Raw genomic sequence first — 26,206 nt, forward strand, 5'->3', positions numbered from 1 at the left:
TGCCATGAAGAATGAACCTCCCGTGCGGGCGACCCGGATCGATTTGAAATCGAACCGAAGGGGCGCGGATTCGGTCTCTCGCCGGCCGACCTCGCCCGCCTCGCCTGCTTTCCGCCCGACGCGCGCGTCGAACTGGCGCTCGGCGAATCAAGATCGGGCCCCGACAACGACGGCGATCGCCTGCCGCGCGACATGCTGTTCGAGGTGCGCGAACCGCGCGGCGCCCCTCGGACGATCGTCATCGGCGACACGCAATGGCGCACGCATACGCTGCGCGACAACCCGTCGGGGCGATGGATACGCGTGATGGAAACGCTCAACACGCGCAGCGATCTGGCGACTGGCATCGCACGCGGCATCGTCTTGCCGCTGATCGTCGCGCTGCCGGTGCTGGCGCTCCTCCTCTGGTACCTGATCGGACGCAGTCTCGCGCCGTTGAAGACGCTGTCGACGCTGATCGGCGCGCGCGATGCGCGATCGCTCGAACCGCTCGGCATCGCCACCGTGCCGGAGGAAGTGCGCACGCTGGTCGACGCGATCGACCGACTGCTGGCGAGGCTGCGGCAATCGATCGTGCGCGAGCGCGCGTTCATCGCGCAATACTTCGGCGGCACCGTGCAATTCGAGCCCGGCATCGGCGGCCAAGGCCTTGGCGTCGTGGTCGCGCTGCCGTCGGCGAACGCGGCCGAATCGATGCCGCGCAGTGCGCCGGCCGACGAACACGACGATCGATCGCGCGCGATGCCGGTTGCTTAACGTTTCGTTAAGGATTCGCCCGTAGAATTCGCCGACATATATACGATTCCCGCCATTCGTCAGGAGTTTTCATGCGCACACCCGCCCGCTATGACGCAGTTGCACGCTTTCTTCACTGGCTGATCGTGGCGCTGGTCGTCGCGCAGTACGCGATCGGCTGGACGATGCCCGACGTGCATCGCGATACGCAACCGATCGGCCTGATCGCCGCGCACCTGATCGTGGGTACCGCGTTGCTCGCGGCGATGGCTTGCCGCGTGCTGTGGCGCGCGACGCATCGCCCGCCCGCAAGCGACCTGCCGCCCGCGATGCGCGCGCTGTCCGGCGTGACGCATTTCGCGATCTACGCGCTGCTGATCGCGGTGCCGCTGCTCGGCTGGATCAACGCATCGTCGCGCGCCTGGGCCGTGACGCTGGTCGGTGTCGTCCCGTTGCCGGCGCTGTCGGCGGTCGGCTCCGGATTCGGTCACGCGATGGGCGACGTGCATGGCATCCTCGCATGGGTACTGTTTGCCGGCATTTGCCTGCACGTGGCCGCCGCACTGGCACACCGCTTCGTGCTGCGCGATCAGGTCGTGCAGCGCATGATGCCGTGGTGATAGCCTCCCCCTGTTTCAGTGCATCATCGCCGGCATGAACCGGATTGTTCCGGTTTTCTATATCATCTGCATTCCTGTTCATCGTGCGATAAACCTGCCCACCCATCGGGATCGGTTGGCGAGATGATCGCGACGCCGCGCGAAGCGGCGTGCGATGAGCGGCATGGCAGCCGGCGCCCTTCGGCCAGGTCGAGCGGCGCGACGGGCGCGCGGATTTCCGTACCGCGAACACGGCGGCCAGAAACCACACACGTACATATCGACACCTAGTTGCTGGTTTGAGCAGGCATACCGGGGGCCGGCGCATGCATGGCGGCGGCCGCCTGCCGGGCCCGATCCTGCTCGGCGAGCTTCGCTTCCGCGGCCTGGATGTCCGCCGGATACTCGCCGTCATCTCCCTTCGCCGGGTCATACCCGGCCGCTTCCAGACGCATCAGCTCGTCGCGAACCTGCGCACGCGTCAACGGTGCAGCCGATTGCGCGAATGCCGACTGACCGACGATCATTCCGATCATTGTCAGTACTACGATATATGTCTTCATCATCGACTCCTTCAATGTTCCGTATCGATCAACCGTTGTGAATGCCGAAACTGCGGATGCAGGCCGGTTTGTCAGCTTCCGAAATAGATCGCGCAGAAGCTCGCGGGGCCGACGCACGCGGCCGGGCGCTGGCGCGGCGACATCGCCGCCGGTTTGCCGGCTTCCGATGAAACGGCCGGATCGCTGCCGACCGCCGTGCTGGACTGACGCTGCGGCATCTGTTCGACCTGCCGCTGGAAGAGCGGGCCCACGTCCGGATACGACGTATCGGTCACGAAGCGCAGCCCGTTGTTTTCGGCGTCGATCAGTTCCTGCCTGACCTGCGCGCGCGTGAGCGCCTGTGCCGACGCTTGCGTCGCGACACCCGCGACAGACATCGCCACCACCGTGGCGGCCACCAGCCAATGCTTGTTCATGGTTTACTCCTTCTGAAGTCAACGAGACGATGTGCTACACCCGTATGACGACGGAGGGGGTTCGTTTATTCCCGCGCGTTGTGGCTCGCGCCGCTTGCGGCGACCGGTCATCGAACTGTCATTCTTTCGTCAGACGGCGTAATCTGACGTAACGCAGCGCCCGTCGCGCTTCGTGCAGACTGACGACACCTGATACGGCTCGCCCATCGATCGACCATGTCCGTCGCTTACGACTATGCAGCCGGCCTGCTCCGCAAGCTGTACGACCGCCATATCGACGGCGACGCGGTGCTCGATACGGCCGCGTTCCCGGATGCCGAGCGTTTCGTGCACGCATGGCCTGCGATTCGTGCGGAAGCGCTCGCCGTGGCGCGCGACATGCCGCGTATCCCGCGCTTCCACGAGATCATGCGCGAGCAGTACGACATCTCGGCCAACGATGCGCGCGACTGGCGAATGTTCATCATGCAGGCGTACGGCCAGCCGTTCCCGCGCAACCTGTCGCGCTGCCCGACCGTCGCGTCGATCGTCGCGGCGTCGCCGGACGTGCTGTCCGCATCGTTGTCGTTTCTCGCGCCGGGCAAGCACATCCCGCCGCATCGCGGGCCGTTTCGCGGCATCCTGCGCGGCTATCTCGTGCTGTCGATGCCGAAGCGCACGGACGGCACGCCGGCCGCCGTGCTGAAAGTGGATGGCCGCGAATACCGGCTCGACGAAGGCCGCTTCCTGCTGTGGGACGACACGTTCGTGCACGAGGCGTGGAACGACAGCGATGAAGTGCGGATCGTGCTGCTGCTCGATATCCGCCGGCGCGGGATGCCGCGCTTGCTCACGTGGCTGTCGAATGCGGTGATTGGCGTCGTGCGGCTCGGGATCCGGGTGCGGGGGCGGTCGATTCCGGTTTAGCGAACCGTTCGATCGCAATCACTCCTCGCGCGCGAGACGCGTCAGAACCTCTGCGAGCGCTTGAATCGCGGGTTGCGCGGCGCGCTGCACCGGATAGACGAGGTAATAGCCGAGACCGTTGCGCACCACATCGGGAAACGGTGCAACCAGCGTTCCGGCTTCCAGCCGATCGGCCGCCATGCGCGGATCGCCGATCGCGACGCCGTGCGCCTGGGCAGCCGCCGTCAATGTCAGCTCGAGCGTATCGAATACGAGGCCGGTGCCCGGGTCGATCCGCGTCGCGCCGACGGCATCCAGCCAGCATCGCCATTCGTCGCGATTGCGCGCGGGATGCAGCAGCGTCACATGCGCGAGATCGGCGATCGACTTCAGCGATGCACCGGTCTCGCGCGTGCACATCGGCGTGAGGCACTCGTCGAACAGCGGAATCGCCACCATTCCCGCCCAGCTTCCGGTGCCGCGCACGACGATTGCATCGAAATCGGCGTCGGCGAAATCGGGCATGTCGTCCGCCGACGTGTGAATACGCAGCTCGGTCCGCGGCAACGCATGATTGAGCGCCGAAAGCCGCGGCAACAGCCAGCGGATCGCGAACGTGGAAGGCAACCGCACCGTGAGGGTCGAGCTGCCGTGCGCATGGGCGTGCGCGTGCCGCGCGAGCTGCGTGAGTACGTCGACGGCTACCGTGAGCAACGCGCCGCCCTCCGTGGTCAGCGTCAACCCCGACGGACGGCGCACGAACAACGCACATCGGTAGTGCGCTTCCAGTTGCTGCACCTGCCGGCTCACGGCGCCCTGGGTCCGGCACAAATGCTCGGCTGCCCGGTTGAAGCTGCCGAGTTCGGCGGCGGCGACAAAGGCCTGGAACGCGGTCAGCGGCGGCAGCGCACGCGTGAGGTCCGCCAGCGGATATGCGCGGGCTGCATACCCGGGTTGCGGATTTTTCGTTTGTTCGGTCATCGCTGCATCGCTATCGTGGTTGAGCCGATCGCACTCGCGGTCGCGGATGGCTCTCGACAATCAGCGGAGAAATACCATGGTCTCGTCGTCCAACGCACTATACACGCGGCAGGTCGATACCTACCTGAAAACGCTCGAACGCGGCGACGTCGCCGCGATCTGTGCGCTGTTCACGCCCGATGCGCGGATATTCTCGCCGTTTCTCGGCTGGATGGCACCGCGGCCCTTCTTCGACAAGGTCGCGGCGGCATCCGGACAGAGCCGCATCACGCCGATCGACATCTGCGTCAGCGCGACCGGCGCACGTCGGGCCACCGGCTATTTCGTCTACGACTGGGCGCTGAAGGACGGCTCCGCGGTGCAATTCGAGTGCGTCGACGTGTTCGAATTCGACGACGACGCGCGCATCGAGCGCATGATCATCGTCTACGATACGCATCCGATCCGCAGCACGGTCGGCGACAAGTACGCGTAAGCGCAGACGTGCCGACACGTACCGATACGCACCGCCGTCTGCTGCACCGCAATGCCGCAAACCACGAAACGGATCGCCTACACTACAGAACCGACGATGCCGCCCACGCCCCGCACGGCTCCCTTCCGGTTACCCGCCATGGCTCATCTCTTCTTCGCCGCGTCGATTCAGCGGCATATCGAAACGCCCGAGCGCGACGTCGATGCGCGTTCGGTCGGCGAAGCGTTCGAAGCCGTGTTCAGCGAGCAGCCGCGACTGCGCGGCTACATCGTCGACGACCAGGGCGCGCTGCGAAAGCATCTCGCCGTGTTTATCGACGGCCGGCCGATACGCGACCGCGAACATCTGTCGGATGCGCTCGGCGACGCGAGCCGCGTATATGTCGTGCAGGCGTTGTCGGGCGGCTGAGGGTCGTACCCGCCAGCGAACGATGTATGGAACCCGGGACAAGCGCTGAAGCGCCGACACGGATCGACAGGAGACACTCGACATGAATGACCGATTGCTTGTCGCCACCCGCAAGGGCCTGTTCGTTCTTCATTCCGACAAGAACGGCGGCTGGACGCTCGGCGAACCGCATTTCGTCGGCGAGCCGGTCAGCATGGCACTCGCCGACCCGCGCGACGGAACGCTGTACGCCGCGCTCAACCTCGGCCATTTCGGCGTGAAGCTGCATCGCAGGCGAGCGGGCGCCACCGACTGGGAAGAATGCGCAGTCCCCGTTTATCCGCCGCAGCCTGCCGACGAACCGCCCGCCAGCGCCGTCGCACGTGCAGGCACGGGCGACGCTGACGACGAGCCCCCCATCCCGCCGCAGCCGCCCTGGACGCTTCAGCAGATCTGGTCGCTCGAAGCCGGCGGCATCGACGAGCCGGGCGTACTGTGGGCCGGCACGATACCCGGCGGGCTGTTCCGCTCAGACGATTACGGCGACTCGTGGGTGCTCAACCGCCCACTGTGGGATCGCCCTGAACGCGCAGAGTGGGGCGGCGGCGGGTACGACGCGCCGGGCATCCATTCGGTGATGGTCGATCCGCGCGACAGCCGGCACGTGACGGTCGGCATCTCGTGCGGCGGCGTCTGGCAGACCGCCGACGGCGGCGCGACCTGGCGCGTGACCGCCGACGGCATGGAAGCCGACTACATGCCGCCCGAACGGCGCGGCGAGCCCAACGTGCAGGATCCGCACCGCGTCGTGCAGTGCGCGGCCGACCCGGACGTGCTGTGGACGCAGCATCACTGCGCGATCTTCCGCTCGACCGACGGCGCCGAGCACTGGCGGCGCATCGAGGCGCAGCCTTCGAGCTTCGGCTTCGCGGTCGCCGTGCATCCGGACGAACCGGACACGGCGTGGTTCGTGCCGGCCGTGAAGGATGCCTGCCGGATTCCGGTGAACGGCCGGTTCGTCGTCACGCGCACGCGCGACGGCGGCCGCAGTTTCGAGAGTCTGTCGAACGGCTTGCCGGCCGCGCCCGCGTACGACCTCGTGTACCGGCACGGGCTCGCGGTGGACGATTCCGGCACGCGCCTCGCGATGGCGTCGACGACCGGCGGGTTATGGACGTCCGGCGACGGCGGTGAAAACTGGCAGATGGTGTCGGCACATTTGCCGCCGGTATATTGCGTCAGGTTCGGGTGACGGCGTAAGGCGGCAACCGGAGCCCGACACGTCCGGGTTCCCGGTCACTCGCCGGATCGCGCGTCGATAGGCTCGTCGGCGCGGCGGTCGCCCGGCGCCATCCGCGCCACCGCCGCACGCGTGTGCGCGATTTCCGCTTCGAGCCAGTCGAGGAACCGCCTGACCTGCGGCTCGCGTTCCCGCCCGGGGCGACACAGCGCGACGAAGCGTGCACCGTCGAGCCGCACCGACGGCTCGATCGGCATCAACGCACCACGCTCGACGTGCTCGGCCACCAGCACCGAACTCAACAACGCGACGCCCTGCCCGTGCAACACGGCCTGCAACGCGTACTGCTCGTCGTCGTAATGCCGGAACACCGCGCGTTCGAGCCACGCGTCGCGACCGGCCGCGCGACACCACGACGCCCAGTCGATCGACACCGGCAGCGGCGTATCCCATACGGTCTCGATCAAATCGAGACGCTCGTCCGAACGATGCGCATCGAATCCGGCAGCCGCATACGCGCCGAAATACTCGTCGATCAGCGCGATCTCGTGCAGCGCCGGGAACGTGCGCGACGTCGCGCGAATCGCGAGATCGATCCGCGCGTCGCGTTCGAGATCGGCGAGCGCGTTGCCGGTTTCGACCTTGATGTTCAATTGTGGATCGACGCGGCGGAACCGGCCGAGGCGCGGAATCAGCCACATCGCGGCAAATGCGGGCGTGGTGGTCAGCACGAGCGTGCGCTCGTCGGCCGCTTCGGGCCGTACCGCGTCGAGCCCGCGGCTCAGCGCAAGCAATGCATCGTGACTCGCGCGAAACAGCCGCTCGCCCTCCGCCGTGAGCCGCACGCCGCTCGCGCCGCGCTCGAACAGCAGCACGCCGAGCCGGCTTTCGAGCGACTTGATCTGGTGCGACACGGCGGCCGGCGTCACGGACAGCTCGTCCGCGGCGGCCTTGAACGTGCCGAGCCGCGCCGACGACTCGAATACACGCAATGCGGTCAGGGGAATTTTCGAGAACACGGGGCCTCGCGGGCCGGATGCGGCCGGGTTGAATTCGATTCAATCGGGGTGAGATTAGGTGAATTGAAGCAGGCGCGCAACGCGAATAGCCTTGCGGGACGTCGCGGCACGGTGCCGCGGCGGTTGCCGTCGAACCGGGGAAACAACGTGCAAGGCCTACCGCGCAGGATCACGCAGGCGGTGCTCTACGAAACGATCGCCATCTCCTGCATCTCGCCCGCGATCGCGGCGATCTTCAAGCAGGATCTCGTCTATTCGGGCGCGCTGTCGGCGACGATGTCGGCGATCGCGCTGCTGTGGAACATGATCTTCAACGCGCTGTTCGAGCGCTGGGAAGCGTCGCGCCGGCAGCCGACGCGCACGCTCGGACGGCGGATCCTGCACGCCACCGGATTCGAAGGCGGGCTGATCTTCATGCTCGTGCCCGTCGTGTCGTGGTGGCTCGACATCTCGTGGTTCGACGCGTTCGTCGTCGATATCGGGCTGTTCGCGTTCTTCTTCTGCTACGCGTTCATGTTCCAGTGGGCGTTCGATCGCGTGTTCGACGTGCCGGCGGCGACGAAGGGGTCGTGAATCGGACGTCTATCATTGCAAGACGGCGGCGGGAATATGCCCTGACGTCGCCTCACTTCACGAGGCGCCTTACATATCGGCACAACAATTTCCGGGGCAGCCAGGAAGCAACGTTATCTCAGCCCGCTTCGCATTTTCACTGTCTTGAATACTCATACGCTTATAGACATAACTATGAATAGCATAGCGCTCCTGTTCTAACCCGAAATGCCGTAACAGACGATGAGTGGCCTCGGCACGCCTGGCAGACAATTCTTCAGGATCGGTTTCCGTGGACTCCGCTACGCCGCTCACGGCTACGCCTTCACGAAGCGGAAATCTTGACAACATATCCGATACCCAGCCTCTCAGCTTCTCCGCTTGCTCCGCGCTCACCGATACAGAATTATTCTCAAACATAAGGTCATAATTCTGCCCCGGCAAATTCTCGGATCCATCACAAGCATACGAATTTGTGGACACCCACAGAAAAATCACACCTTTAATCAAGCCATACAACATATGCCGCAATACTGTCCGCATTTTTAATTGCCATCTTCGGGTTATCTTGCCCCCACTTCGGGAGAAATCGCGTGATGCCATATTTTGGATCGCCCGCTCCAAACGTATCCTTGAAATGAGTGCACTCGTGGATGATCGTCGACAACTTCGAGGTGGCCGCCCGACTTCGATCACGAATCGTACAGAATTCCTCGTGGATGCTTATCGTATGCGTTGCCGTGTCGGGACCACAGACGTGCGCGACAGTCCCGACACTCTTGTTGGTAGGCAAGCATCCAAGAGATCGATCCAGATCAGGATGAGCCCTCATAAAATTCGCAGGGCCTAGTGATCGCATGACTGCTAGAGTAGCAGTCAGTCCGGTGATAAGGCTGAGACGAATCCCGTCGTCATTCGCGCCGAACCACGTCCAGACTCGCGTACGTTCGTTCTGCGACCACTCTGCCAGTCTTTTGAGTCGCTCCTCCACAAGGTCCGCTCCTTCATCGCGAAGTTGCATCACCAGATTTCTAAACTCTGCGTCGCTCATGGTCGGGCAGATGGGTGGTCCGTTGAGCGTCAGTAGAACTTTCAGCTTCGAACCCTGCGTAGTGTTCGTCACTGCCGAATCGTGGACGCAAACATATTCGTTACAAGGCATCGTTATTGTTCTCCACCACCTCAAGCCTGAGTTTTTCGGCGCGACGTGTCGTTACACGCTGAGTGTTCCCTTCGAAATCCGTGACACCACTGAAGATTCGACCTGATGTTGTGTGTATGCGGTATCGGACACGCGCAAGCGGCCGACCACTTTTCTCATCGCACAAAACATACTGTTCGTCATGTTCGTCGTTGGTTGCCGAAGTCGAATGAGCATGATTTCGGCCCAGCCCCACCGGGGCTCCAGCCGGCTGATCGCTGACGATCATGCGCATCCCCCGCTCGGCATAAAAGACCGGCGATGGATTGCACCCGCAAACATTGATATCGCCGCTCAGCGCCCACGGCTGACCATTGGGCGCTGAGCCAGGCAAACGTGGACCTTCCGGCGCGACATACCCTTCCTGCTCGCAAGCGGCGCAATAGGTCTTCATATAGAGCGTCGCGATATGCACTCGCGGCGGCGGATTGGAACAAGTGACATTCGGCAGCCCTTCGATGATCGTCGCGCTGCCACCGCGATCCCCTTGTGCGAGAAAGTAGCGGATCATGCGACCTCGCCTCGACGCACAGCGCCCGGTTGCTTCACCACCCTGAGCCAGCTACCCGACGCCAGCCTTTCTCGCTCCGGGATGCCGGTGATGACATCACCGTTATCGAGTTCGCTGCCGACAGACACGAGCCGTTTGAAATCGCCGTAATCGGCCAGGTTAAAGTCACCGACGATCCAGGCTGCGTCCGCAATAGCAGCCTCACCGCCATCCTCGTAAGCAACGACGTTGCTCGCGCAAGCGACCGCTGGCCCGACAATCGTCGGCCCGCTGCTGGTCCGGGCGTTCCACCCGCCCCGCTCGGTAAACCAGCCGCTGGTGGCAAACAAATGGTTGGGTGATTTTTTCTGGTGCGGCATCCTGACTCCCCTTCGTGAGATTGGTGCGAATGACACACACCAAAATGCGCGATCCGAAAGGGACTTTCAATCATACGAATTCGAAATTCGTATAACTAATTTTTATTATATTTCTTTATCTCAATTTTTTATCGATCGCCCGGGACACCGCTCGAGTCGATCTCAGGCAGTCAGCTATGACGATAATCCAGTATTCGGCCAACTGCGGGAAATGCGCTGACACTCGCCGGACAAGCCTGAAGATCGCCCCCGAACACCGGGTATCTACCCTGTCGTTCGGGGGCGTACGACCACCGTCAAACCTCAAACAAAAGTGGCAAAGGCCTGAAAACTCCGCTCAATGCACGCCGAGATAAGCCTTCACCGCCGGCAGCCCCGGCTTCCCGTCGAGCGTCGTCACGCCCGCGAGCCACTTGTCGAGCGCCTGCGGGTTCGCCTTCAGCCACTCGGCCGCCGCCTTGTTCGGTTCGACCTTGTTCATGATCGGCACCATCACGTGGTTCTCGATCGTCGTCGAGAACTGCAGGTTCGACACGAACTTCGCGACGTTCGGGCAGCGCTGCGCGTAGTCGGGCGGCGTTGCCGTCAGCACCTTCGCCTCGCCGTAGTTCGGGCCGAATACGTCGTCGCCGCCGCTCAGGTAGTCGATCTTCATCTGCACGTTCATCGGATGCGGTTCCCAGCCGAGGAACACGATCCACTGCTTGTCGCGAATCGCGCGGTTCACCTCGACCAGCATCCCCGCCTCGCTCGACTCGACCATCTTGAACTTGCCGAGGCCGAACTGGTTGCCGTCGATCATCTTCTTGATCAGCAGGTTGCCGTCATTGCCCGGCTCGATCCCGTAGATCTTGCCGTTCAGCTTGTCCGCGTACTTCTGGATGTCCGCGAACGACTTCAGGCCGCCCTGGTACACATAGTCGGGCACCGCGAGCGTGTATTTCGCGCCGGTCAGGTTCGGCGTCGAGAGCACCTTGATCGTGCCGGCCTTCGTGAACGGCTGGATGATCGGGTCCATCGTCGGCGACCAGTAGCCGAGGAACACGTCGATCTGCTTGCTCTTGATCCCGGCAAACGTGATCGGCACCGATGCGATCGTCTTCGTCGGGCTGTAGCCGAGCCCCTGCAGCATCGTCGATGCGAGGCCCGTGGTCGCCGCGATGTCGGACCAGCCGACGTCCGCGAAGCGCACGTTCTTGCACACGGGCGGATCGGCTGCATAAACGGCCGACATCGGCGCGGTTATCCCGATCCCGCACACCGCTGCGATCAATAGGCGCTTCATCTTTCTTCTCCTCAAAGTGATGTCGTTTGCATGAATGCGGGATCGTTTATTGAAGCCGCGCACCGCGATCCCGGCGGCGTCGCGGATCGTACAAACCGTCAGCGCCCCGGCAACCTGCGCTCGTAGCTCGGCGCATGGCCGAACTGCGCGCGGTACGCCTTGCTGAAATGACACGGCGAATGAAAACCGCAGACCGTCGTCACGCGCGCGATCGACGCGTCGGTCGTGCGCAGCAGGTCGCGTGCGCGTTTCAGGCGCAGCGTCAGGTAATAGTGGGTCGGCGACACGTTCAGGTACACCTTGAACATGCGCTGCAGGTGCCGCTGCGACAATCGCACGAGCCGCGCGAGCTCCTCGAGCGACAGCGGCTCCTCGATGTTCGCCTCCATCAACCGCACGACCTCGATCAGCTCCGCACGCGAGAAGCCGACGCGCGCATCGACGGGAATCGGCTGCGTGTCGGTCGAGCTGCGGATGCGCTCCAGGATGAACTGCTCCGACACCTGCGCGGCAAGCTGCTGGCCGAACCGCATGCCGACGAGGTTCAGCATCAGGTCGAGCGGCGCGGTGCCGCCCGTGCAGGTCAGCCGGTCGCGGTCGACGACGAACAGCTCGTCGGCGAAGCCGACCTGCGGAAACTCGGAATGCAGCGCGGACAGGTTCTCCCAGTGCACGGTGCAGCGATAGCCGTCGAGCAGCCCGCTCGACATCAGCGCATACGCGCCCGTGCAGATGCCGCCGAGCGGCAGCCCGCGTTCGGCGAGCGCCGCGAGCGTATCGCGCGCGCCCTCGTCGACCACGTCGCGGATGCGGATGCCGCCGCACACGATCATCACGTCGGGCAGGTTCGTGTAGTCGAGCGCCTGCGTGGGCCGTACCGCAATGCCGTTGCTGGCATGCGCGGGGAAACCGTCGAGCGAGTAGATCGACCACTTGTAATGATCGGCGCGCCCGACGTAGTTCGCCATCCGAAGTACTTCGACCGCGCTCGAAAACGCGATCATCGAGAAGTTCGGCAGCGTCAGGAAGCCGAAATGGGCGAGGGACGAAACCGGTGAAACGCAGGCGGCGGGCGCGACAGCGGCGGCGGACGTCACATCGGACTCCTGGCGAACAGGTTACAAGCGGCCAGCCCCGCGGCAAACGCCGCGGAAGCGGTTATCGAATCAGGGAAGGCGGCCGGAAGACGGGTCGGCCGCCGGTCAGTCAGGCTTGCGCGGGTGCGACCTTCGCGCGAAAAAGCTGCTTGAGGCCCGAGAACAGCGGCGATTTCACGGCGCCGGGTGCACGGCCGAAGCTTTCGGTGATGCGGTCGAGAATGATCGCGAGCAGCACGACCGACAGACCGCTTTCGAAACCGAGGCCGATGTCGAGGCGCTGGATACTCGCGAGCACGTCGTTGCCGAGACCGCCCGCGCCGACCATCGACGCGATGATCACCATCGACAGCGCCATCATGATCGTCTGGTTCACGCCCTGCATGATCGACGGCAGCGCATTCGGGAACTGCACCTTGTACAGCAGTTGCCACGGCGTGCAGCCGAATGCCTGGCCGGCTTCGACGATCTCGCGGTTCACGTGGCGGATGCCGAGGCTCGTCAGGCGCACGGCAGGCGGCATCGCGAAGATCACCGTCGACAGGATCCCCGGCACGCGGCCGAGACCGAACAGCATCGCGGCCGGAATCAGGTAGACGAATGCGGGCATCGTCTGCATCAGGTCGAGAATCGGACGCACGATCGCGGCGACCCACTTGCTCTTCGCGGCCCAGATGCCGAGCGGGATGCCGAGCACGAGGCTGATGATCGTCGACGACAGCGTGAGGCCGAGCGTGATGATCGTCTGGTCCCAGAAGCCCGTCGCGAAGATCAGCAGCAGCGACGCGGTCGTGAACAGCGCGAAACGCCAGCCCACCCGCCATAGCCCGACGCCGATGAAGATCGCCATCATCAGCCACATCGGGATCGCTTGCAGGCCGTGTTCGACGAGCGCCGCGAGGCCCTCGATCGCCTGGCCGATCGCGTCGAATGTCTTGGCGTCATGGTCGAGCAGGTAGTGAACGGACTGGTCGACCCAGGTACCGAGCGGAATCATTTCAGACATGGGAACCTCGCGAACGCGTGATGGCTTTCAGGATGAGTGCGCGGTCGACCGAGCCGCAGTAGCAGCCGTCGTCGTCGACGACGGGCAGTGCGTTCGGGCTCGCCACCACGCGGGCGACAACGTGATCGAGCGTCGCGTCGCGGCGAATGCTTTCGATCGGACGGACGGACGGCGACGCATCGCCGATCGCGTCGCGCGTGACGAAGCCGCGGATCTTGCGTTGGGCGTCGAGCACGAACGCGTATTCGTCGTGGCCGTTCAGCGCCGCCGCGACGTTCGCGGCATCGCACTTCGACATGGTCGGCACGACACCCGTCTGCATCAGGTCGCCGGCGGTCAGGTAGCGGCTCGTGTCGATGCCGTCGAAGAACGCGCGCACGTAGTCGTCGGCCGGGTTCGCGATGATGTCCTGCGGCGTGCCGACCTGCACGAGCCTGCCGCCTTCCATGATCGCGATGCGGCTGCCGATGCGCAGCGCTTCCTCGAGATCGTGCGACACGAACATGATCGTGCGGCGCTGCTCCTTCTGGAGCTGCAGCAGCACGTCCTGCATTTCCCTGCGCTTGAGCGGATCGAGCGCGGAGAACGCCTCGTCCATGATCATCAGCGACGGGTTCACGGCCAGCGCGCGTGCGAGGCCGACACGCTGCTGCATCCCGCCCGACAGCTCGGACGGCAGCTTGTGCGAGAACGGCGCGAGGCCGACCTGCTCGAGCACTTCCATCGCACGGCGCTCGCGTTCCTTCTTGCCGACGCCCGCGACCTCGAGGCCGAACGCGGCGTTCGACACCACGGTGCGTTGCGGCATCAGCGCGAACGACTGGAACACCATGCTCATGTCCTTGCGGCGCAGTGCGGTGAGCGCCGAGCGGCGTGCCGACGCGACGTCGAGCCCGTCGATCAGCACCTTGCCGGCGCTCGGATCGACCAGTCGGTTCACGAGGCGGATCAGCGTGGATTTGCCGGAGCCGGACAGGCCCATCAGCACGAAAATTTCGCCTTCCTGCACATCGAAGGAGACGTTGTGTACGCCGACGACCTGACCGGTGCGCTTGAGCACTTCGTCCTTCGTCGCGCCGGCGGCGAGCATGTCGAGCGCCTGCTTCGGGTTGTTTCCAAACACCTTGCACAGACCTTCGACTACGACCTTGGGGGCATCCATCGAAACCTTCTCCTCGTGTAGCGGGGACTCACGCGAGTCATAGCGTGCCTACATAGTTGCTAGAAAAAACCCCGGCCTGCCGACGAATTACGACAAACGCTTGCGCAAATACGACACGGCCTCCAGCCCCGCCAGGCGGGCCGCTGCACGCGGCGCCCCCCGATTGCGGCAGCGCAATACGCGCACACCCAACAACGACGGGCATCGCACGCGGGACTTGTGCGCAGCAGCGCGGCGCGCATCGCATGTTTTTTCGCGCCAATCCGCATCGGGCGCGCGTCGTTTTGCGACAATTTCACGTCCGATCAGCCGGCGTCGCGACTGTCGTCAGATCAATGCATCGCGGCGGTCGTCTCGCCGTGCCTGTCGCCCCCAGCAAAAAGCATGACCGTACAGAAAAAACCGTGCCGCGCGATCGTCATTAACGGAGATCAGGCACGCATCGGGGCCTGTCCGCAACCCAGAAAATCCCGCATGCCCGCTGTGATACATTGCCGGCAAACACGCCGATCGCGCTGTTGCCGCGCGCCTTGCGCACGGCGATCCGCCAACGGCACGCGCATGCCGGTTCGCCTGCCGGCCGTGCTGAACCCGCCTCGATCCGGTGCGAACCGCGAGCGAAGGACGATAACGATACGAGAGAGGGAGTAAGGCGTTGAACTGGGCATTCGCCGTAATCGGCTTCATCATAGGCGGCATCGCCGCATTGATCGGGGATTTCTCGGCCGCGAACGGCTCGCTGCTCGGCGCCGTCGTCGGATTCTGCATCGGTCACGCGCTGCGGCAACGCAAACCCAGGAACGGCGCCGCCGCGCCCGACGCGTTCGCGATGCCCGCGACGCCGCCACCCACGCCCGCGCCGCTCGTCGATCGTGTCGCGCGCCTCGAAGCGACCGTCGAAACGCTCACGCGCGAACTCGATTCGCTGCGTGGCCAGCTCGCCGGCGCGAAGGCCGATGCGGCCGCCGCCGGCAGTGCCGCACAAACGCCTTTGTCCGGCGCGGCCGGTGCCTCGTCCGTTCCGCCCTCACCCGCTGCTTCGGCAACGCCACCGCCTGTGCAACCCGCAATCGCAGCCGCCGCGCGCGCGGGCGCACCGGCATCGACATCGGTGCCGACGCCGGCCGCGGCACCGGCAACCGCAGCGCCCGCCCCCGTTCCCGCCGCCGCCCACGCAACGGCGAACGCACCCGCAACACCCGTCCGCCCCACCCCGCCCGCACCGCGCGAACCCGGCATCGCCGAACGTGCATTCAGCGCCGCGCGCGACTGGCTGCTCGGCGGCAATACGGTCGTGCGCGTCGGGATCGTCGTGCTGTTCTTCGGCGTCGCGTTCCTGCTCAAGTACGCGGCCGACAACAACATGCTGCCGATCGAATTCCGCCTCGCGGGCACCGCGCTCGCCGCGGCCGCGCTGCTCGCGATCGGCTGGCGCGTGCGCGGGCGCCGCGCCGCGTACGGCCTCGTGCTGCAAGGCGGCGGCATCGGCTTCCTGTACCTGACGATCTTCGCCGCGACCAAGCTTTATGCGCTGCTGCCCGTCGGCGCCGCGTTTCCGCTGATGGTTGCGGTCTGCGCGCTGAGCGCGTTCCTCGCGGTCAGGCAGAACGCGCTGCCGCTCGCGTTCATGGGCAGCGCGGGCGGCTTTCTCGCGCCGGTGCTGCTGTCGACCGGCCAGGGCAACCATGTCGCGCTGTTCAGCTACTACGCGCTGCTGAACGCGGGCATCTTCGCGATCGCGTGGTTCAAGGCATGGCGCCCGCTGAACCTGCTCGGCTTCGTGTTCACGTTCACGATCGGTTCGGCGTGGGGCGTGACGGCCTACCGCCCCGCGCTGTTCGCGAGCACCGAGCCGTTCCTGATCCTGTTCTTCCTGATGTATGTCGGCATCGCGCTGCTGTATGCGGTGAAACGCGAACTCGCGCTGCGGCACTACGTGGACGGCACGCTCGTGTTCGGCACGCCGATCGTCGCGACCGCGCTGCAGGCGTCGCTCGTGAAGGGCATGCCGTTCGGGCTCGCGTGGAGCGCCGTCGCGCTGTCGGCGTTCTACGTCGCGGTCGCCGCATGGCTCGCGCGACGCCGCGACCGCCTCGCGCTACTGTTCGAGGCAATGCTCGCGCTCGCGGTGATCTTCGCGACGCTGGCCGTGCCGCTCGCGTTCTCGGGCCCGACGACGAGCGCCGCCTGGGCGATCGAGGGCGCGGCCGTCGTGTGGCTCGCGGTGCGCCAGAAGCGCCTGCTGCCGTTCGGCTTCGGCCTGCTGATGCAGGTCGCCGCGGCCGGCGCATTCTTCACGAGCCTGCTCGGGCCGGCCGACGCAACCGCGCTGCCGGTGCTCAACGGCCCGTATATCGCGATGCTGCTGATCGCGCTCGCCGGCCTGTTCACCGGCTGGTGGCTGCACGGGCGCGGCGAAGCGCGCGCGTGGCACGCGTGGATGCCCGAGATCGGCGCCGCGGCCGCGGCGTGGGGGCTGCTGTGGTGGGTGAGCGGCGGGCTGCACGAGATCCTCGTCTATGCGAGCCGTCACGTCGACCTGCATGCCGACCGCTTCGTCGTCGACGCAACCGCGCTGTTCGCGGCCGGCACCGCGTGGCTCGCGCACGTCGCGCGCCGCCGGCTGGCATGGCCGCTCGCCGAATGGCCCGCGCTCGCGCTGACGCCGGTGCTGGCGCTGCTCGCGTTGCGCGCGTTCGATGCGTACGAAGCGCCGCTGTCGGGCCTCGGCGCGTTCGCGTGGCCCGTCGCCGTCGGCGCGGGTCTTGCGCTGCTGTGGCGCCAGTCGCGCGGACCGGCAAGCGCCGATGCCGCGCAGGGTGCGGCACCCGGCATCGGCCAAGCCACCGCCGCAGGCGTGATCGCGCCGCTGCATACGCTGATGTTCTGGACCCTGTGCGGGCTGCTGTCGCTCGAAGGCTTCTGGCGCCTGCGCGCATTCGTGCCGGAAGGCGCGTGGAGCTGGAGCGCCTGGGCCTACGGTTTCGGTGCGCTGCTCCTGCTCGTATCGGGCCCCGGCTCGCGCCTGCGCTGGCCCGTCGCGGCGTTCCCGCGCGCTTACCAGGTATGGGGCGCGGCGCCGCTCGCCGCGCTGCTGTGGCTATGGAGCATTGCCAGCGCGACAAGCGACGGCGACGCATCGCCGCTCTTCTGGCTGCCGCTGCTCAATCCGCTCGACACCGCGCAGTTCCTGGTCTTCGTCGCGTTCGCCGCGTGGCAGCGCCGCCTGAAGACGCTCGGCATCGCGTGGCATCCGCGCGTGGTCGACTATGTTGCGATCGCAACCGTATTCCTGTGGTTCAACGCGCTGATGCTGCGCACGCTGCATCACTGGGCCGGCGTGCCGTACGAGTTCGGTGCGATGGCCGAATCGACGCTCGTGCAGGCGTCGGTGTCCGTGTACTGGACGGTCTGCGCGCTCGCGACAACGATCTGGGCCACGCGCCGCGGGCTGCGCCCGCTGTGGTTCGTCGGCGCCGCGCTGCTCGCGCTCACGGTCGTCAAGCTGTTCCTGTTCGACCTGTCGCACGTGACCGGCATCGAGCGCATCGTGTCGTTCATCGGCATCGGCGTGCTGCTGCTGTTGATCGGCTATTTCTCGCCGCTGCCGCCGAAGGCCGCGGCCCAACGGGACGACCCGCAATGAAACGACTCGCGGCCCTGCTCGGACTGAGCCTGCTCGCGTCGTTCGCGGCCGCCGACGGCACGCCGGGCGGCGGGCGCGTCGCGCAGCGCTTCTCGCTCGACCTCGACGGCAGCGCCGCGTATTACCAGCTCACCGTGCCGCAGCCCGTGTATGCGGCCAGCCGGCGCGACGATCTCGGCGACGTGCGCATCTTCAACGGCGCGGGCGAGCCGGTTCCGTATTCGCTCGACGCACCCGCGGCGGCCGCGCCCGCCGTGCCGCCGTCGCGCACGCCGGTGCACTGGTTCCCGCTGCCGCCGGTGCGCGCCGATAACGGCAACGCGCCGCTCGGCGTGACGGTCGGCCCGGACGGCTCGCTGCGCGCGGCCGTCGCCACGCCGGCACCGGCAAAGCGCGGCGCGGATCTCGTCGACCTGTCGCGTGCGAACGGCGACATCGACGCGCTGCTCGTGCACGTGGGCGACGACAGCTACCAGGGGCGTGTCGCCGTCGATGCCAGCGACGATCTGCGCAACTGGCGCTCGCTCGGCAGCACGCAGTTGCTGAAGGTCGGCCGCGGCGACGACATGCTGGTGCAGGAACGCATCGCACTCGAAGGTGCGGCGCCGCGCTACCTGCGGCTGGACTGGCTCGACGGCGCGCCCGCGATCGCGTCGATCGACGTCGAAACGCATCCGCGCGACGCGCGCGGGACGGACACCGCGTCCGTGCCGCGCCAATGGCGCGACGCCGCGCACGTACGATCCGGCAGCGCACCCGGCGAGTATCTGTTCGACACCGACGGCGCGTATCCGGTCGACCGCGTGCGCATCGACCTGCCGCAGCCGAACACCGTCGCACGCGCGACGCTGCAAAGCCGCGCCGACGCGCAGGCGCCGTGGCGCGACGTCGCGGGCGGCGTGCTGTTCCGGCTGCAGGGCAAGGCCGGCGAGCAGCGCAATCCGCCGCTCGAGTTCGCGGCGAACACGGATCGCGCGTGGCGGATCGTCGTCGACATGCGCAACGGCGGATTCGGCGCCGGCCAGCCGGCCATCGCGATCGGCTGGCATCCGGCCGCGCTGACCTTCGTCGCGCGCGGCACGCCACCGTTTACGCTCGGCGTCGGCGATGCGGCGCTCGTGTCGTCGGCCGTCAGCCGCGATGCGCTGCTGGTCGGCATGGCGCCCGAAGTCCGGCCCGCGCGCGTCGGCACGGCGCTGCCGATATCGGCGGTCGCGCCGGCGGCGGCTGCCGATACGGACGCGAAGCGCCGCTACGTGCTGTGGGGCGCGCTGGTCGTCGCGGTCGGCGTGCTCGGCACGATTGCCTGGCGTCTCGCGAAAGGCGGCGAGTCGCGCAACCGCGACGAGTGACGCGACGCGCCCGCCGCGTGTCTTTATGCAGCGTTTATCCGGCACACCTGTTTCTTTCGACGGCCGCAACGCATCACTGCGACGAACCGTCGTGACGGCGTTCGGCTTCGCTCTTCGCTGGCCGACACCATCGCGCGCACGATCGCGCAGCATCCGTTTCCACTTGAACCATCTTATGAAGGTTCGCGTGAAGATCGCGGCAAAGCATAAACAGCGCGTAAACATCGGTTTCGCCGCGACGCGGCGGGGGGGGTCTCATGGGCCGTACACGAGCGGAAGCGCCACACTCCGCTCACGCGACGTTTGCGCGGCAAAACCGGGGAAAAGAGCCCGTGCGCGGCGCTCAGCCGAACGTGTAGCGTCCATGCTGGCGCGGCCGCCAAGGCGACGAACGGCAGCTCGCGGCGCCGGCCGCGCGTCGCGCCGCCCATCCCGCGCCACGGCGCACGCGCAGGTCGCGCCGCGCCGCTGTCACAACGCGCGCCGGCAACGCATGCGCCAGACGCCGCGCGGCCGCCACGCGCGCGGCCAGCCGCGACGCCGGCGGCACGCGGCGCACGACGTGCACGACGGGCCGCTTGCAGAGGATCGCGCTGTCGTAGCGCTTGCCGGCGAAGCGCATCACGTCGACGACCTCGAAACCTTGCGCGCCGTAGAACGCCAGCAGATGCGACGCGGGATGCGGCGTATCCAGCGCGAGCAACGTATAGCCGCGCAACGCGGCCCACTGCTCGGCGAACGACAGCAGCAATGCGCCGATCCCGCGACTCTGGCAATCGGGATCCACGGCCACCTGGCGCACGCTCGCGACGCCTTCCCGTCGGTACAGCGAGCAAGCCGAAGACGGATCGGTCCCATACAGCGTGGCCGTGCCGATGACGCGCCCGCCGCACACGGCGACGTAGCACTCGCCCGCTTCCGCGCGGCGGCGCGTGACGTCTTCGTCCTGATCGACGCACGTGCAGTTGAGCCCCATCGCGCCGAGCCGCGCGAACGCGCGATGCAGCATCGGCGTGAGTTGCGCATAGCTGTCGACGGCCGGATCGAAACGCCGTACGACCACCCGGTCGGCGCACACGGAAGGCGGCGCGGCAGGGAGACGTTCGGCAATCGCGTTCCAGGGTATCGACATCGCAGTGCTCCGTGGTTGGGATGCCCGAAGTCTATGAGCGCGCCGACCGCCGTCGCAAGAAAAAATGTCGTAAAAGTTCGGGGAAATACTTGCAGGAAAAACGGCAACGAAGATACGTGCCACCGCTCTGCCGGCGTCGTTGCGAACGCATGAGAATGCGCCGATCGTTGTGCGCGCAAGCAACAAATCCCGCGACGGCGTCGACGCCCCGCACGCGCTCCGTTGACACCTGCGGCGACGCGATCCAGACTCGCTGTTCCGTCACCGCACCGCGAGCGCACATGGTCACCTGCTTCCTCCGCTACGTCATCGATCCGTACAAGCTCGACCAGTTCGAAACCTACGGCAAGATGTGGATTCCGCTCGTCGAAAAGTTCGGCGGCACGCATCACGGCTACTTCCTGCCGTCCGAAGGCGCGAGCGACATCGCGCTCGCGATGTTCTCGTTCCCGAGCCTCGCCGAGTACGAGCGCTACCGCGAACGCTCGAAGGACGATCCGGCATGCCAGGCCGCGTTCCGCTACGCGGAGGAAACGCGCTGCATCGTCAGCTACGAACGCAGCTTCTTCCGGCCGGTATTCGAGTAACCGGCAACGGCCGCCGGCATCGCGACCCTTTTCCTGACCGGGACGAAAAAAAGCCCCGCCTGCATCCGCGCGGCGGGGCCAACCCATGTCAGTAGAGACATCATGGAGGAGACGGGCCCATCTTATCGACCGCGGCGCACCGTCCCAACCAAGCATTTCTGCTATCGATCTGCGCGGCCGCGCACACGATTGCCCCCGCCGCGCGACATATCGATAGAACGAAAAGTCGTTTTCAGAGTGGCGATGGGGTCGTTACCATCTGGTTTTAAGCCTGTGCTTAGCCGGGCAAGCCATCCCCGAGGAGCGCCCCTTGACTGCATTCGATCAACACCGCCGCCCGTTCGTCGTCGGCATCGGCGGTACCACCCGAGCAGCGTCGTCGACCGAACGCGCGCTGTCGTTCGCGCTGCGCGGCGCGCAGGCCGCCGGCGCGCGCACGCGCCTGTTCGACGGCCCGTTCCTGCATACGCTGCCGCACTACGCACCCGAACACAAAACGCTGACCGACGCGCAGCGCGAACTGATCGACGCCGTGCGCCAAGCCGACGCGATCATCATCGCGACGCCCGGCTATCATGGCGGCGTCTCCGGCCTCGTGAAGAACGCACTCGACACGCTCGAGGAACTGCGCGCGGACGATCGCCCCTATCTCGACGGCCGCGCGGTCGGCCTGATCGTCACCGCGTACGGCTGGCAGGCAGCCGGCACCGTGCTGACGTCGCTGCGTTCGATCGTCCATGCGCTGCGCGGCTGGCCGACGCCGTTCGGCGCGACCGTGAACACGCTCGAAACGCGTTTCGAAAGCGCCGACAGCTGCTCGGATCCGAAGGTCGTCGCGCAGCTCGAGACGGTCGGCGCGCAAGCCGCCGAGTTCGCGCTCGCATTCGCGTCGCATCGCGCGACCACACACGCGGCATCGGTCGACGCGCTCGCACCCGTGCTGAAGGTCGCCAACCAGTAATCCCCCTCACTCCGCCGCCCGCGCCCGACCGACAAGGTCCGCCGGACGCGGGCGGCGCGTCTTCGGACGCGCGGCGATGTGCTGCGCGCGCCGGCACCGCGCCACGCACAAACCACACCGACGCTTCGCGTCGAATCCCCTTTCCCGGCATGCCCTCTCGATATCGATTCGGCCCGCCGCGTGATTTGCATTGGCCGAAAGATTGGTTCACGCGGCCGGCGGGTTTTCGTACGCTGAAAGTCCGAACTTTCTCCGCGCACGCCATGAACCGTACGATCCGCTACAAGGGCTATGAAGTCGCCCCCGCCGCCGCCCGGTTGCCGAACGGGCTGTTCGCCGCCAACCTGACGATCGAGCGAGCGGGCGGCGGGCCGTCGCCGCGCTCCGTTTCGTTCGACGCGATCGATTTCTTCTTCGAAGAAGAACACGCGCTCGCCTATGCGTCTCGCTGGGGCCGCCTCTGGGTCGACACGCACGCGTGACGCACGCCTGGCCGGCGTGCGCATGGCCGCACGAAAATACGCGTTTACGGAAGCTATGCAAGAATCTTTCGACCCGTAATCGCATAACAACAGCCATGACTGACACGCTGCAGGAAGAGCACGCAGCCGCAGATCACGCGATGCGCAACTGGACCTTCGAGAGTCATGGTCCGGTCAGGATCGGTTCCGATGCGCACAAGCAGATGTTCTGTCGCATGCTGCTCGACACACACAACCCGTACAAGCCGGCCGTGATCGACTGGCCGGCGCTCAAGCCCGACGAGCTCAGGCGGCTCACGTCGCTGCCGATCTGGGACATCGCGGTGCAAACCGAAGGCCGCGCGTCGATTCGCGTGGCGACCTACGCAGCGACGGTCGGCGATCCGCTGCTGCGCCGCGCGCTCGAGATGGACGGCGGCGAGGAAGCGCGTCACAAGGTCGTATTGTCGAAGCTCGTCGAGGCCTACGGCATCCGGCTCGAGCCCGAGCCGGCCTACCCGGCGCCGAAGGACCCCGAGTGGTCGTGGATGGTCACCGGCTTCAGCGAATGCATCGACAGCTTCTTCGCGTTCGGCCTGTTCCGCTCCGCGCAGCGCTCCGGTTATTTCCCGCCCGAGCTCGTCGAAACCTTCGAGCCGGTGATCCAGGAGGAAGGGCGGCACATCCTGTTTTTCGTGAACTGGTTCGCATGGTACTGGCGCAATTTGCCGTGGTGGCGCCGGCCGCGGTTCTTCGCCCGCGTCGCGGCCGTCTGGGCGTTCCTGATATGGGAACGCATCGGCATCGCACGCGGCATCGACGCCGACGGCGTCGCGCACGATGCAAACTTCCCGGCAACGAGCACCGCCGACATCGGCGATGCGCTGAACCCGCGCGAGCTGATCGAGCTGTGTCTGGTCGAGAACGACCGGCGGATGGCCGGTTACGACAAGCGCCTGCTGCGCCCGATGTTCGTGCCGCGGATGGCGCGGTTCGCGCTGCGGTTTCTCAAGAAGTAAGGTCGAGGGCGCGGCCGCAGGTCATGCGGGGGGCCCCCTTCGTGCGAGGTGCCGTGCGTCCGCGCAGCGCGGGTTGACCGTCGCCATCGCGGCCGATTCGATCCGGAACGCTCGCGTCGCACTCCGCACGAATCGACGCCCCTGCTGCCCGAAGCCAGTTCGTTGCATGCGGTGAACGACGGCTTCGGCTCACCTCCGCGGACCGAATGTGGCGCGCCCGATACATCTCATCCCACCCTATTTTTCCTCCGACGCTTTGGCGCGCCCCGGCGTGGGAGCAAATTGCCGCAGCCGATTCTGACATTTCAGGTGCGTCATCCCCGGCGCTGACCGGCGGTCTTCAACAACCTGTCGACGCCGCGTGGGGCGCCGCTGCGGAGCCGTCTCCCCGACTATCTGGCACGCCTCCCCATTTCGCGCTCATACCGACATCACCGATATCGTCAATAGGACAAATCCGATAGTTGAATGCCAGGAACACTATCTGTCGCTTTGTAGCAATTTTTTACACATTCGACGAGCCAGCCTGCCCGGAACGCCCGCCACACGGGCAGCCACGACGGACGAGATGCGCAAATCAGCACAGCCAGATATCCGGCACTTCAGATTAAATATATTTAAATATAATCAGCAACAACAGCAATAAAATACCAATAACAATAAAAATTAACAAGTTAAAAATAAGGTGCATATATTATCATTCGACACACAACCATTCATTACAAAAATGAAAGAATGGTAGCTCGCGCAAACGTTTGCCATTGCATTTGTCTTACTTATTGACCATCCGCTTGTGTCATCCATCGCACACATCAACCATAACCAGTTGATTTATATGAAAAATTACGTGCGCAGGCCGAAAAAACCCAACCATACAACACTCATTCCGAAATCTTTCATTTGCATACACGACAAATATATCAAAACACGACGCATTAACCATTCTTTAACTTTAAAACCGCTTCATTTAGCACTGTTTGTCAATCTCGTAAATGCACCTCCAATAAACTCCGCCCCATCAATTTTGAGATTCGCGCTAGCGCACGGAGTATTCCTCTAACAAAAGAGACCGGTGTGTGGCGTGCACATTTGGAGGTAGCAGGACATGAACCGCACATACCGCTCGATCTGGAACGAAGCGCTTGGCACCTGGGTCGCGGCATCGGAACACGATTCGGCCCGGGGCAAGCCGAACAAGTCGGCCGTCGTGGTCGCCGCAGTCGCAGCACTGGCGATCGGCCTGCCGGGGCTCGCCGAGGCCAATACGCTCAACACACAGCAGACCTGCTTTACGGGAAGCAACGGCGTAGTCGGTCGCGTCAACCCGGGCGGCACGGCGAACCAGGCAGGGGACGGCTCCGGTACGTATTCGGTCGTGGCCGGCTGTAACTCCAACGGCAACGGCTGGACCGGCGTCACGGTTTACGGTTCATTCGCGCAAGCGACCGGTAACGGCGCCGTCGCCACCGGCATGCTGTCGTCAGCCGGCCTGTGGGGCGTCGCAGCCGGCCTCGAAACCACCGCCAGCGGTGCCGGCGCGACCGCACTCGGCTTCGGCTCGACGGCGAACGCGCTGAACTCCGTCGCAATCGGCGGTGCGGGCGGCAACGGCACGACGCCGCTGTCGCAGGCGAACTCGACCATTGCATCCGGCGCGGGCTCGATCGCAATCGGCAGCAATGCAACGAAGGGCGCACAGTCGGCCGCTTCGGACAGCATCGCGATCGGCGGGCAGTCGGCAGTTACTTCGGCCGCCACGTCGGGGATCGCAATCGGCGTCAATTCGAGCGCGACCGTTGCAAACTCGGTTGCACTTGGCAGCAACTCGATCACGACCTCCGCCGCAGGCACCACGACCGGCGGCACGGGCGCGGTCAGCAACACGACGATCGGTAGTCAGACCTTTGGCACGTATGCAGGCGCGAATTCGGCAGGCGGCGTGGTCAGCGTCGGTGCGGTGAACGCAGAGCGTCGTATCCAGAACGTCGCAGCAGGCCTCGTCAGTGCAAACAGCACCGACGCGATCAACGGTAGCCAGCTCTACGCAGTCGCGAGCACGACGACGTCGAATATCACCAGTCTGTCGACCTCAACGTCGACGGGTTTGTCGTCGGCTAACAGCTCGATCACTTCGTTGTCGACTTCGACTTCGACCGGCATCTCGTCGCTGTCGACTTCGGCGTCGACCGGCCTGTCGTCGGCTAATAGTTCGATCACCTCGTTGTCGACCTCCACGTCGACCGGCCTCTCGTCGGCCAACAGCTCCATCACGTCGCTCTCCACGTCGACCTCGACCGGCCTGTCTTCGGCTAGCAGCTCGATCACTTCGCTGTCGACTTCCACGTCGACTGGCCTGTCGTCGGCTAATAGCTCGATCGGTTCGCTGTCGACCTCGACGTCGACCGGCATCAATTCGCTGTCCACCGGCCTCAGCTCGGCCAACAGCTCGGTGACTTCGCTGTCCACTTCGACCTCGACCGGCCTCTCGTCGGCTAACAGCTCGATCGGTTCGCTGTCGACCTCGACGTCGACCGGCATCAATTCGCTGTCCACCGGCCTCAGCTCGGCCAACAGC

The 26,206-nt window shown here is 65.4% G+C and carries 26 protein-coding genes and 1 pseudogene; 14 read left to right on the forward strand and 13 right to left on the reverse strand.

Annotated features, from left to right (window positions below; translation table 11 throughout):
• Nucleotides 1–192: 192 nt before the first annotated feature.
• Both AC3WLY_RS06850 and AC3WLY_RS06855 read left to right on the forward strand, forming a co-directional pair.
• Nucleotides 193–756, forward strand: a complete 564-nt coding sequence (locus AC3WLY_RS06850; protein ID WP_492309874.1) for a hypothetical protein — start codon at nucleotides 193–195, stop codon at nucleotides 754–756.
• Nucleotides 757–827: 71 nt separating this feature from the next.
• A complete protein-coding gene (locus AC3WLY_RS06855) occupies nucleotides 828–1,355 on the forward strand; it encodes a cytochrome b (RefSeq protein WP_492309873.1) in 528 nt (175 codons plus the stop codon).
• 266 nt (nucleotides 1,356–1,621) lie between these two features.
• On the opposite strand, the gene AC3WLY_RS06860 is transcribed toward AC3WLY_RS06855, so the two are convergent.
• Nucleotides 1,622–1,897, reverse strand: a complete 276-nt coding sequence (locus AC3WLY_RS06860; RefSeq protein ID WP_492309909.1) for a DUF4148 domain-containing protein — start codon at nucleotides 1,895–1,897, stop codon at nucleotides 1,622–1,624.
• A 71-nt stretch (nucleotides 1,898–1,968) separates the two neighbouring features.
• Nucleotides 1,969–2,313, reverse strand: a complete 345-nt coding sequence (locus AC3WLY_RS06865; protein WP_492309872.1) for a DUF4148 domain-containing protein — start codon at nucleotides 2,311–2,313, stop codon at nucleotides 1,969–1,971.
• Between the two features lie 216 nt (nucleotides 2,314–2,529).
• Here AC3WLY_RS06865 and AC3WLY_RS06870 point away from each other — a divergent pair, with 216 nt between their 5' ends.
• Nucleotides 2,530–3,219 (forward strand): aspartyl/asparaginyl beta-hydroxylase domain-containing protein, encoded by a 690-nt coding sequence (locus tag AC3WLY_RS06870; RefSeq protein ID WP_492309871.1) that lies wholly within the window; start codon nucleotides 2,530–2,532, stop codon nucleotides 3,217–3,219.
• A gap of 18 nt (nucleotides 3,220–3,237) precedes the next feature.
• Here the strand turns inward: AC3WLY_RS06870 and AC3WLY_RS06875 are convergent, their stop codons facing one another.
• Entirely contained in the window at nucleotides 3,238–4,179 is a 942-nt protein-coding gene (locus AC3WLY_RS06875) for a LysR substrate-binding domain-containing protein (RefSeq protein WP_175962159.1), read from the reverse strand.
• Between the two features lie 76 nt (nucleotides 4,180–4,255).
• On the opposite strand from AC3WLY_RS06875, the gene AC3WLY_RS06880 reads away from it, so the two are divergent.
• The 3 genes from AC3WLY_RS06880 (at nucleotide 4,256) to AC3WLY_RS06890 (ending at nucleotide 6,293) form a co-directional block, all read left to right on the forward strand.
• Nucleotides 4,256–4,654, forward strand: coding sequence for a nuclear transport factor 2 family protein (locus tag AC3WLY_RS06880; RefSeq protein ID WP_175962158.1), 399 nt, complete (start codon nucleotides 4,256–4,258; stop codon nucleotides 4,652–4,654).
• Between the two features lie 138 nt (nucleotides 4,655–4,792).
• Nucleotides 4,793–5,062, forward strand: a complete 270-nt coding sequence (locus AC3WLY_RS06885; protein WP_492309870.1) for a MoaD/ThiS family protein — start codon at nucleotides 4,793–4,795, stop codon at nucleotides 5,060–5,062.
• Nucleotides 5,063–5,144: 82 nt separating this feature from the next.
• Entirely contained in the window at nucleotides 5,145–6,293 is a 1,149-nt protein-coding gene (locus AC3WLY_RS06890) for a WD40/YVTN/BNR-like repeat-containing protein (protein WP_310132132.1), read from the forward strand.
• A gap of 44 nt (nucleotides 6,294–6,337) precedes the next feature.
• Here AC3WLY_RS06890 and AC3WLY_RS06895 read toward each other — a convergent pair whose 3' ends face one another.
• Entirely contained in the window at nucleotides 6,338–7,300 is a 963-nt protein-coding gene (locus tag AC3WLY_RS06895; RefSeq protein WP_175962155.1) for a LysR substrate-binding domain-containing protein, read from the reverse strand.
• 147 nt (nucleotides 7,301–7,447) lie between these two features.
• Between AC3WLY_RS06895 and AC3WLY_RS06900 the strand changes: the two genes are divergently transcribed.
• A complete protein-coding gene (locus AC3WLY_RS06900; RefSeq protein WP_492309869.1) occupies nucleotides 7,448–7,873 on the forward strand; it encodes a PACE efflux transporter in 426 nt (141 codons plus the stop codon).
• Between the two features lie 69 nt (nucleotides 7,874–7,942).
• Here AC3WLY_RS06900 and AC3WLY_RS06905 read toward each other — a convergent pair whose 3' ends face one another.
• The 8 genes and pseudogenes from AC3WLY_RS06905 to AC3WLY_RS06940 all read right to left on the reverse strand — a co-directional run.
• On the reverse strand, nucleotides 7,943–8,374 hold the full coding sequence (locus tag AC3WLY_RS06905; RefSeq protein WP_175962153.1) for an OmpA family protein: 432 nt from the start codon (nucleotides 8,372–8,374) through the stop codon (nucleotides 7,943–7,945).
• Nucleotides 8,355–9,014 carry a M35 family metalloendopeptidase gene (locus AC3WLY_RS06910; RefSeq protein WP_175962152.1) on the reverse strand — a complete coding sequence of 220 codons (660 nt, stop codon included), beginning with the start codon at nucleotides 9,012–9,014 and terminating at the stop codon, nucleotides 8,355–8,357. The genes AC3WLY_RS06905 and AC3WLY_RS06910 overlap by 20 nt, the downstream gene beginning before the upstream one ends.
• On the reverse strand, nucleotides 9,004–9,564 hold the full coding sequence (locus AC3WLY_RS06915) for a PAAR domain-containing protein (protein ID WP_175962151.1): 561 nt from the start codon (nucleotides 9,562–9,564) through the stop codon (nucleotides 9,004–9,006). Before AC3WLY_RS06915 ends, AC3WLY_RS06910 begins: the two co-directional genes overlap by 11 nt.
• Complete coding sequence (locus AC3WLY_RS06920; protein ID WP_175962150.1) at nucleotides 9,561–9,923, reverse strand: hypothetical protein; 363 nt, start codon at nucleotides 9,921–9,923, stop codon at nucleotides 9,561–9,563. The genes AC3WLY_RS06915 and AC3WLY_RS06920 overlap by 4 nt, the downstream gene beginning before the upstream one ends.
• A gap of 337 nt (nucleotides 9,924–10,260) precedes the next feature.
• On the reverse strand, nucleotides 10,261–11,208 hold the full coding sequence (locus AC3WLY_RS06925) for a choline ABC transporter substrate-binding protein (RefSeq protein WP_175962149.1): 948 nt from the start codon (nucleotides 11,206–11,208) through the stop codon (nucleotides 10,261–10,263).
• A gap of 98 nt (nucleotides 11,209–11,306) precedes the next feature.
• Complete coding sequence (locus AC3WLY_RS06930; protein WP_034180835.1) at nucleotides 11,307–12,305, reverse strand: GlxA family transcriptional regulator; 999 nt, start codon at nucleotides 12,303–12,305, stop codon at nucleotides 11,307–11,309.
• A 109-nt stretch (nucleotides 12,306–12,414) separates the two neighbouring features.
• Nucleotides 12,415–13,311, reverse strand: coding sequence for a choline ABC transporter permease subunit (choW, locus tag AC3WLY_RS06935; protein ID WP_175962148.1), 897 nt, complete (start codon nucleotides 13,309–13,311; stop codon nucleotides 12,415–12,417).
• Nucleotides 13,304–14,761: pseudogene (locus tag AC3WLY_RS06940) on the reverse strand (quaternary amine ABC transporter ATP-binding protein); the annotation flags it as partial. The pseudogene AC3WLY_RS06940 and the gene choW, both read right to left, overlap by 8 nt.
• Nucleotides 14,762–15,128: 367 nt before the next feature.
• Between AC3WLY_RS06940 and AC3WLY_RS06945 the strand changes: the two are divergent.
• Both AC3WLY_RS06945 and AC3WLY_RS06950 read left to right on the forward strand, forming a co-directional pair.
• Nucleotides 15,129–18,119: a DUF2339 domain-containing protein gene (locus tag AC3WLY_RS06945; RefSeq protein ID WP_492332654.1), complete on the forward strand. Its 2,991-nt coding sequence runs from the start codon at nucleotides 15,129–15,131 to the stop codon at nucleotides 18,117–18,119.
• Entirely contained in the window at nucleotides 18,116–19,471 is a 1,356-nt protein-coding gene (locus AC3WLY_RS06950; RefSeq protein ID WP_492309951.1) for a DUF3999 domain-containing protein, read from the forward strand. The genes AC3WLY_RS06945 and AC3WLY_RS06950 overlap by 4 nt, the downstream gene beginning before the upstream one ends.
• A 343-nt stretch (nucleotides 19,472–19,814) precedes the next feature.
• On the opposite strand, the gene AC3WLY_RS06955 is transcribed toward AC3WLY_RS06950, so the two are convergent.
• Entirely contained in the window at nucleotides 19,815–20,603 is a 789-nt protein-coding gene (locus AC3WLY_RS06955; protein WP_492309952.1) for a GNAT family N-acetyltransferase, read from the reverse strand.
• A 281-nt stretch (nucleotides 20,604–20,884) separates the two neighbouring features.
• On the opposite strand from AC3WLY_RS06955, the gene AC3WLY_RS06960 reads away from it, so the two are divergent.
• The 5 genes from AC3WLY_RS06960 to AC3WLY_RS06980 form a co-directional block, all read left to right on the forward strand.
• A complete protein-coding gene (locus AC3WLY_RS06960; protein ID WP_175962144.1) occupies nucleotides 20,885–21,190 on the forward strand; it encodes an NIPSNAP family protein in 306 nt (101 codons plus the stop codon).
• Between the two features lie 310 nt (nucleotides 21,191–21,500).
• The gene (locus tag AC3WLY_RS06965) at nucleotides 21,501–22,151 is read left to right on the forward strand and encodes an NADPH-dependent FMN reductase (protein WP_072444516.1); all 651 of its coding nucleotides are present in this window, start codon (nucleotides 21,501–21,503) and stop codon (nucleotides 22,149–22,151) included.
• Between the two features lie 263 nt (nucleotides 22,152–22,414).
• The gene (locus AC3WLY_RS06970) at nucleotides 22,415–22,633 is read left to right on the forward strand and encodes a hypothetical protein (protein ID WP_034180843.1); all 219 of its coding nucleotides are present in this window, start codon (nucleotides 22,415–22,417) and stop codon (nucleotides 22,631–22,633) included.
• Nucleotides 22,634–22,728: 95 nt separating this feature from the next.
• Entirely contained in the window at nucleotides 22,729–23,631 is a 903-nt protein-coding gene (locus AC3WLY_RS06975; RefSeq protein WP_310132101.1) for a ferritin-like domain-containing protein, read from the forward strand.
• 1,105 nt (nucleotides 23,632–24,736) lie between these two features.
• On the forward strand, nucleotides 24,737–26,206 hold a 1,470-nt coding region (locus tag AC3WLY_RS06980), incomplete at its 3' end, for an ESPR domain-containing protein (protein WP_492332657.1).

The organism is Burkholderia sp. FW306-1C-G01B (assembly GCF_058781685.1).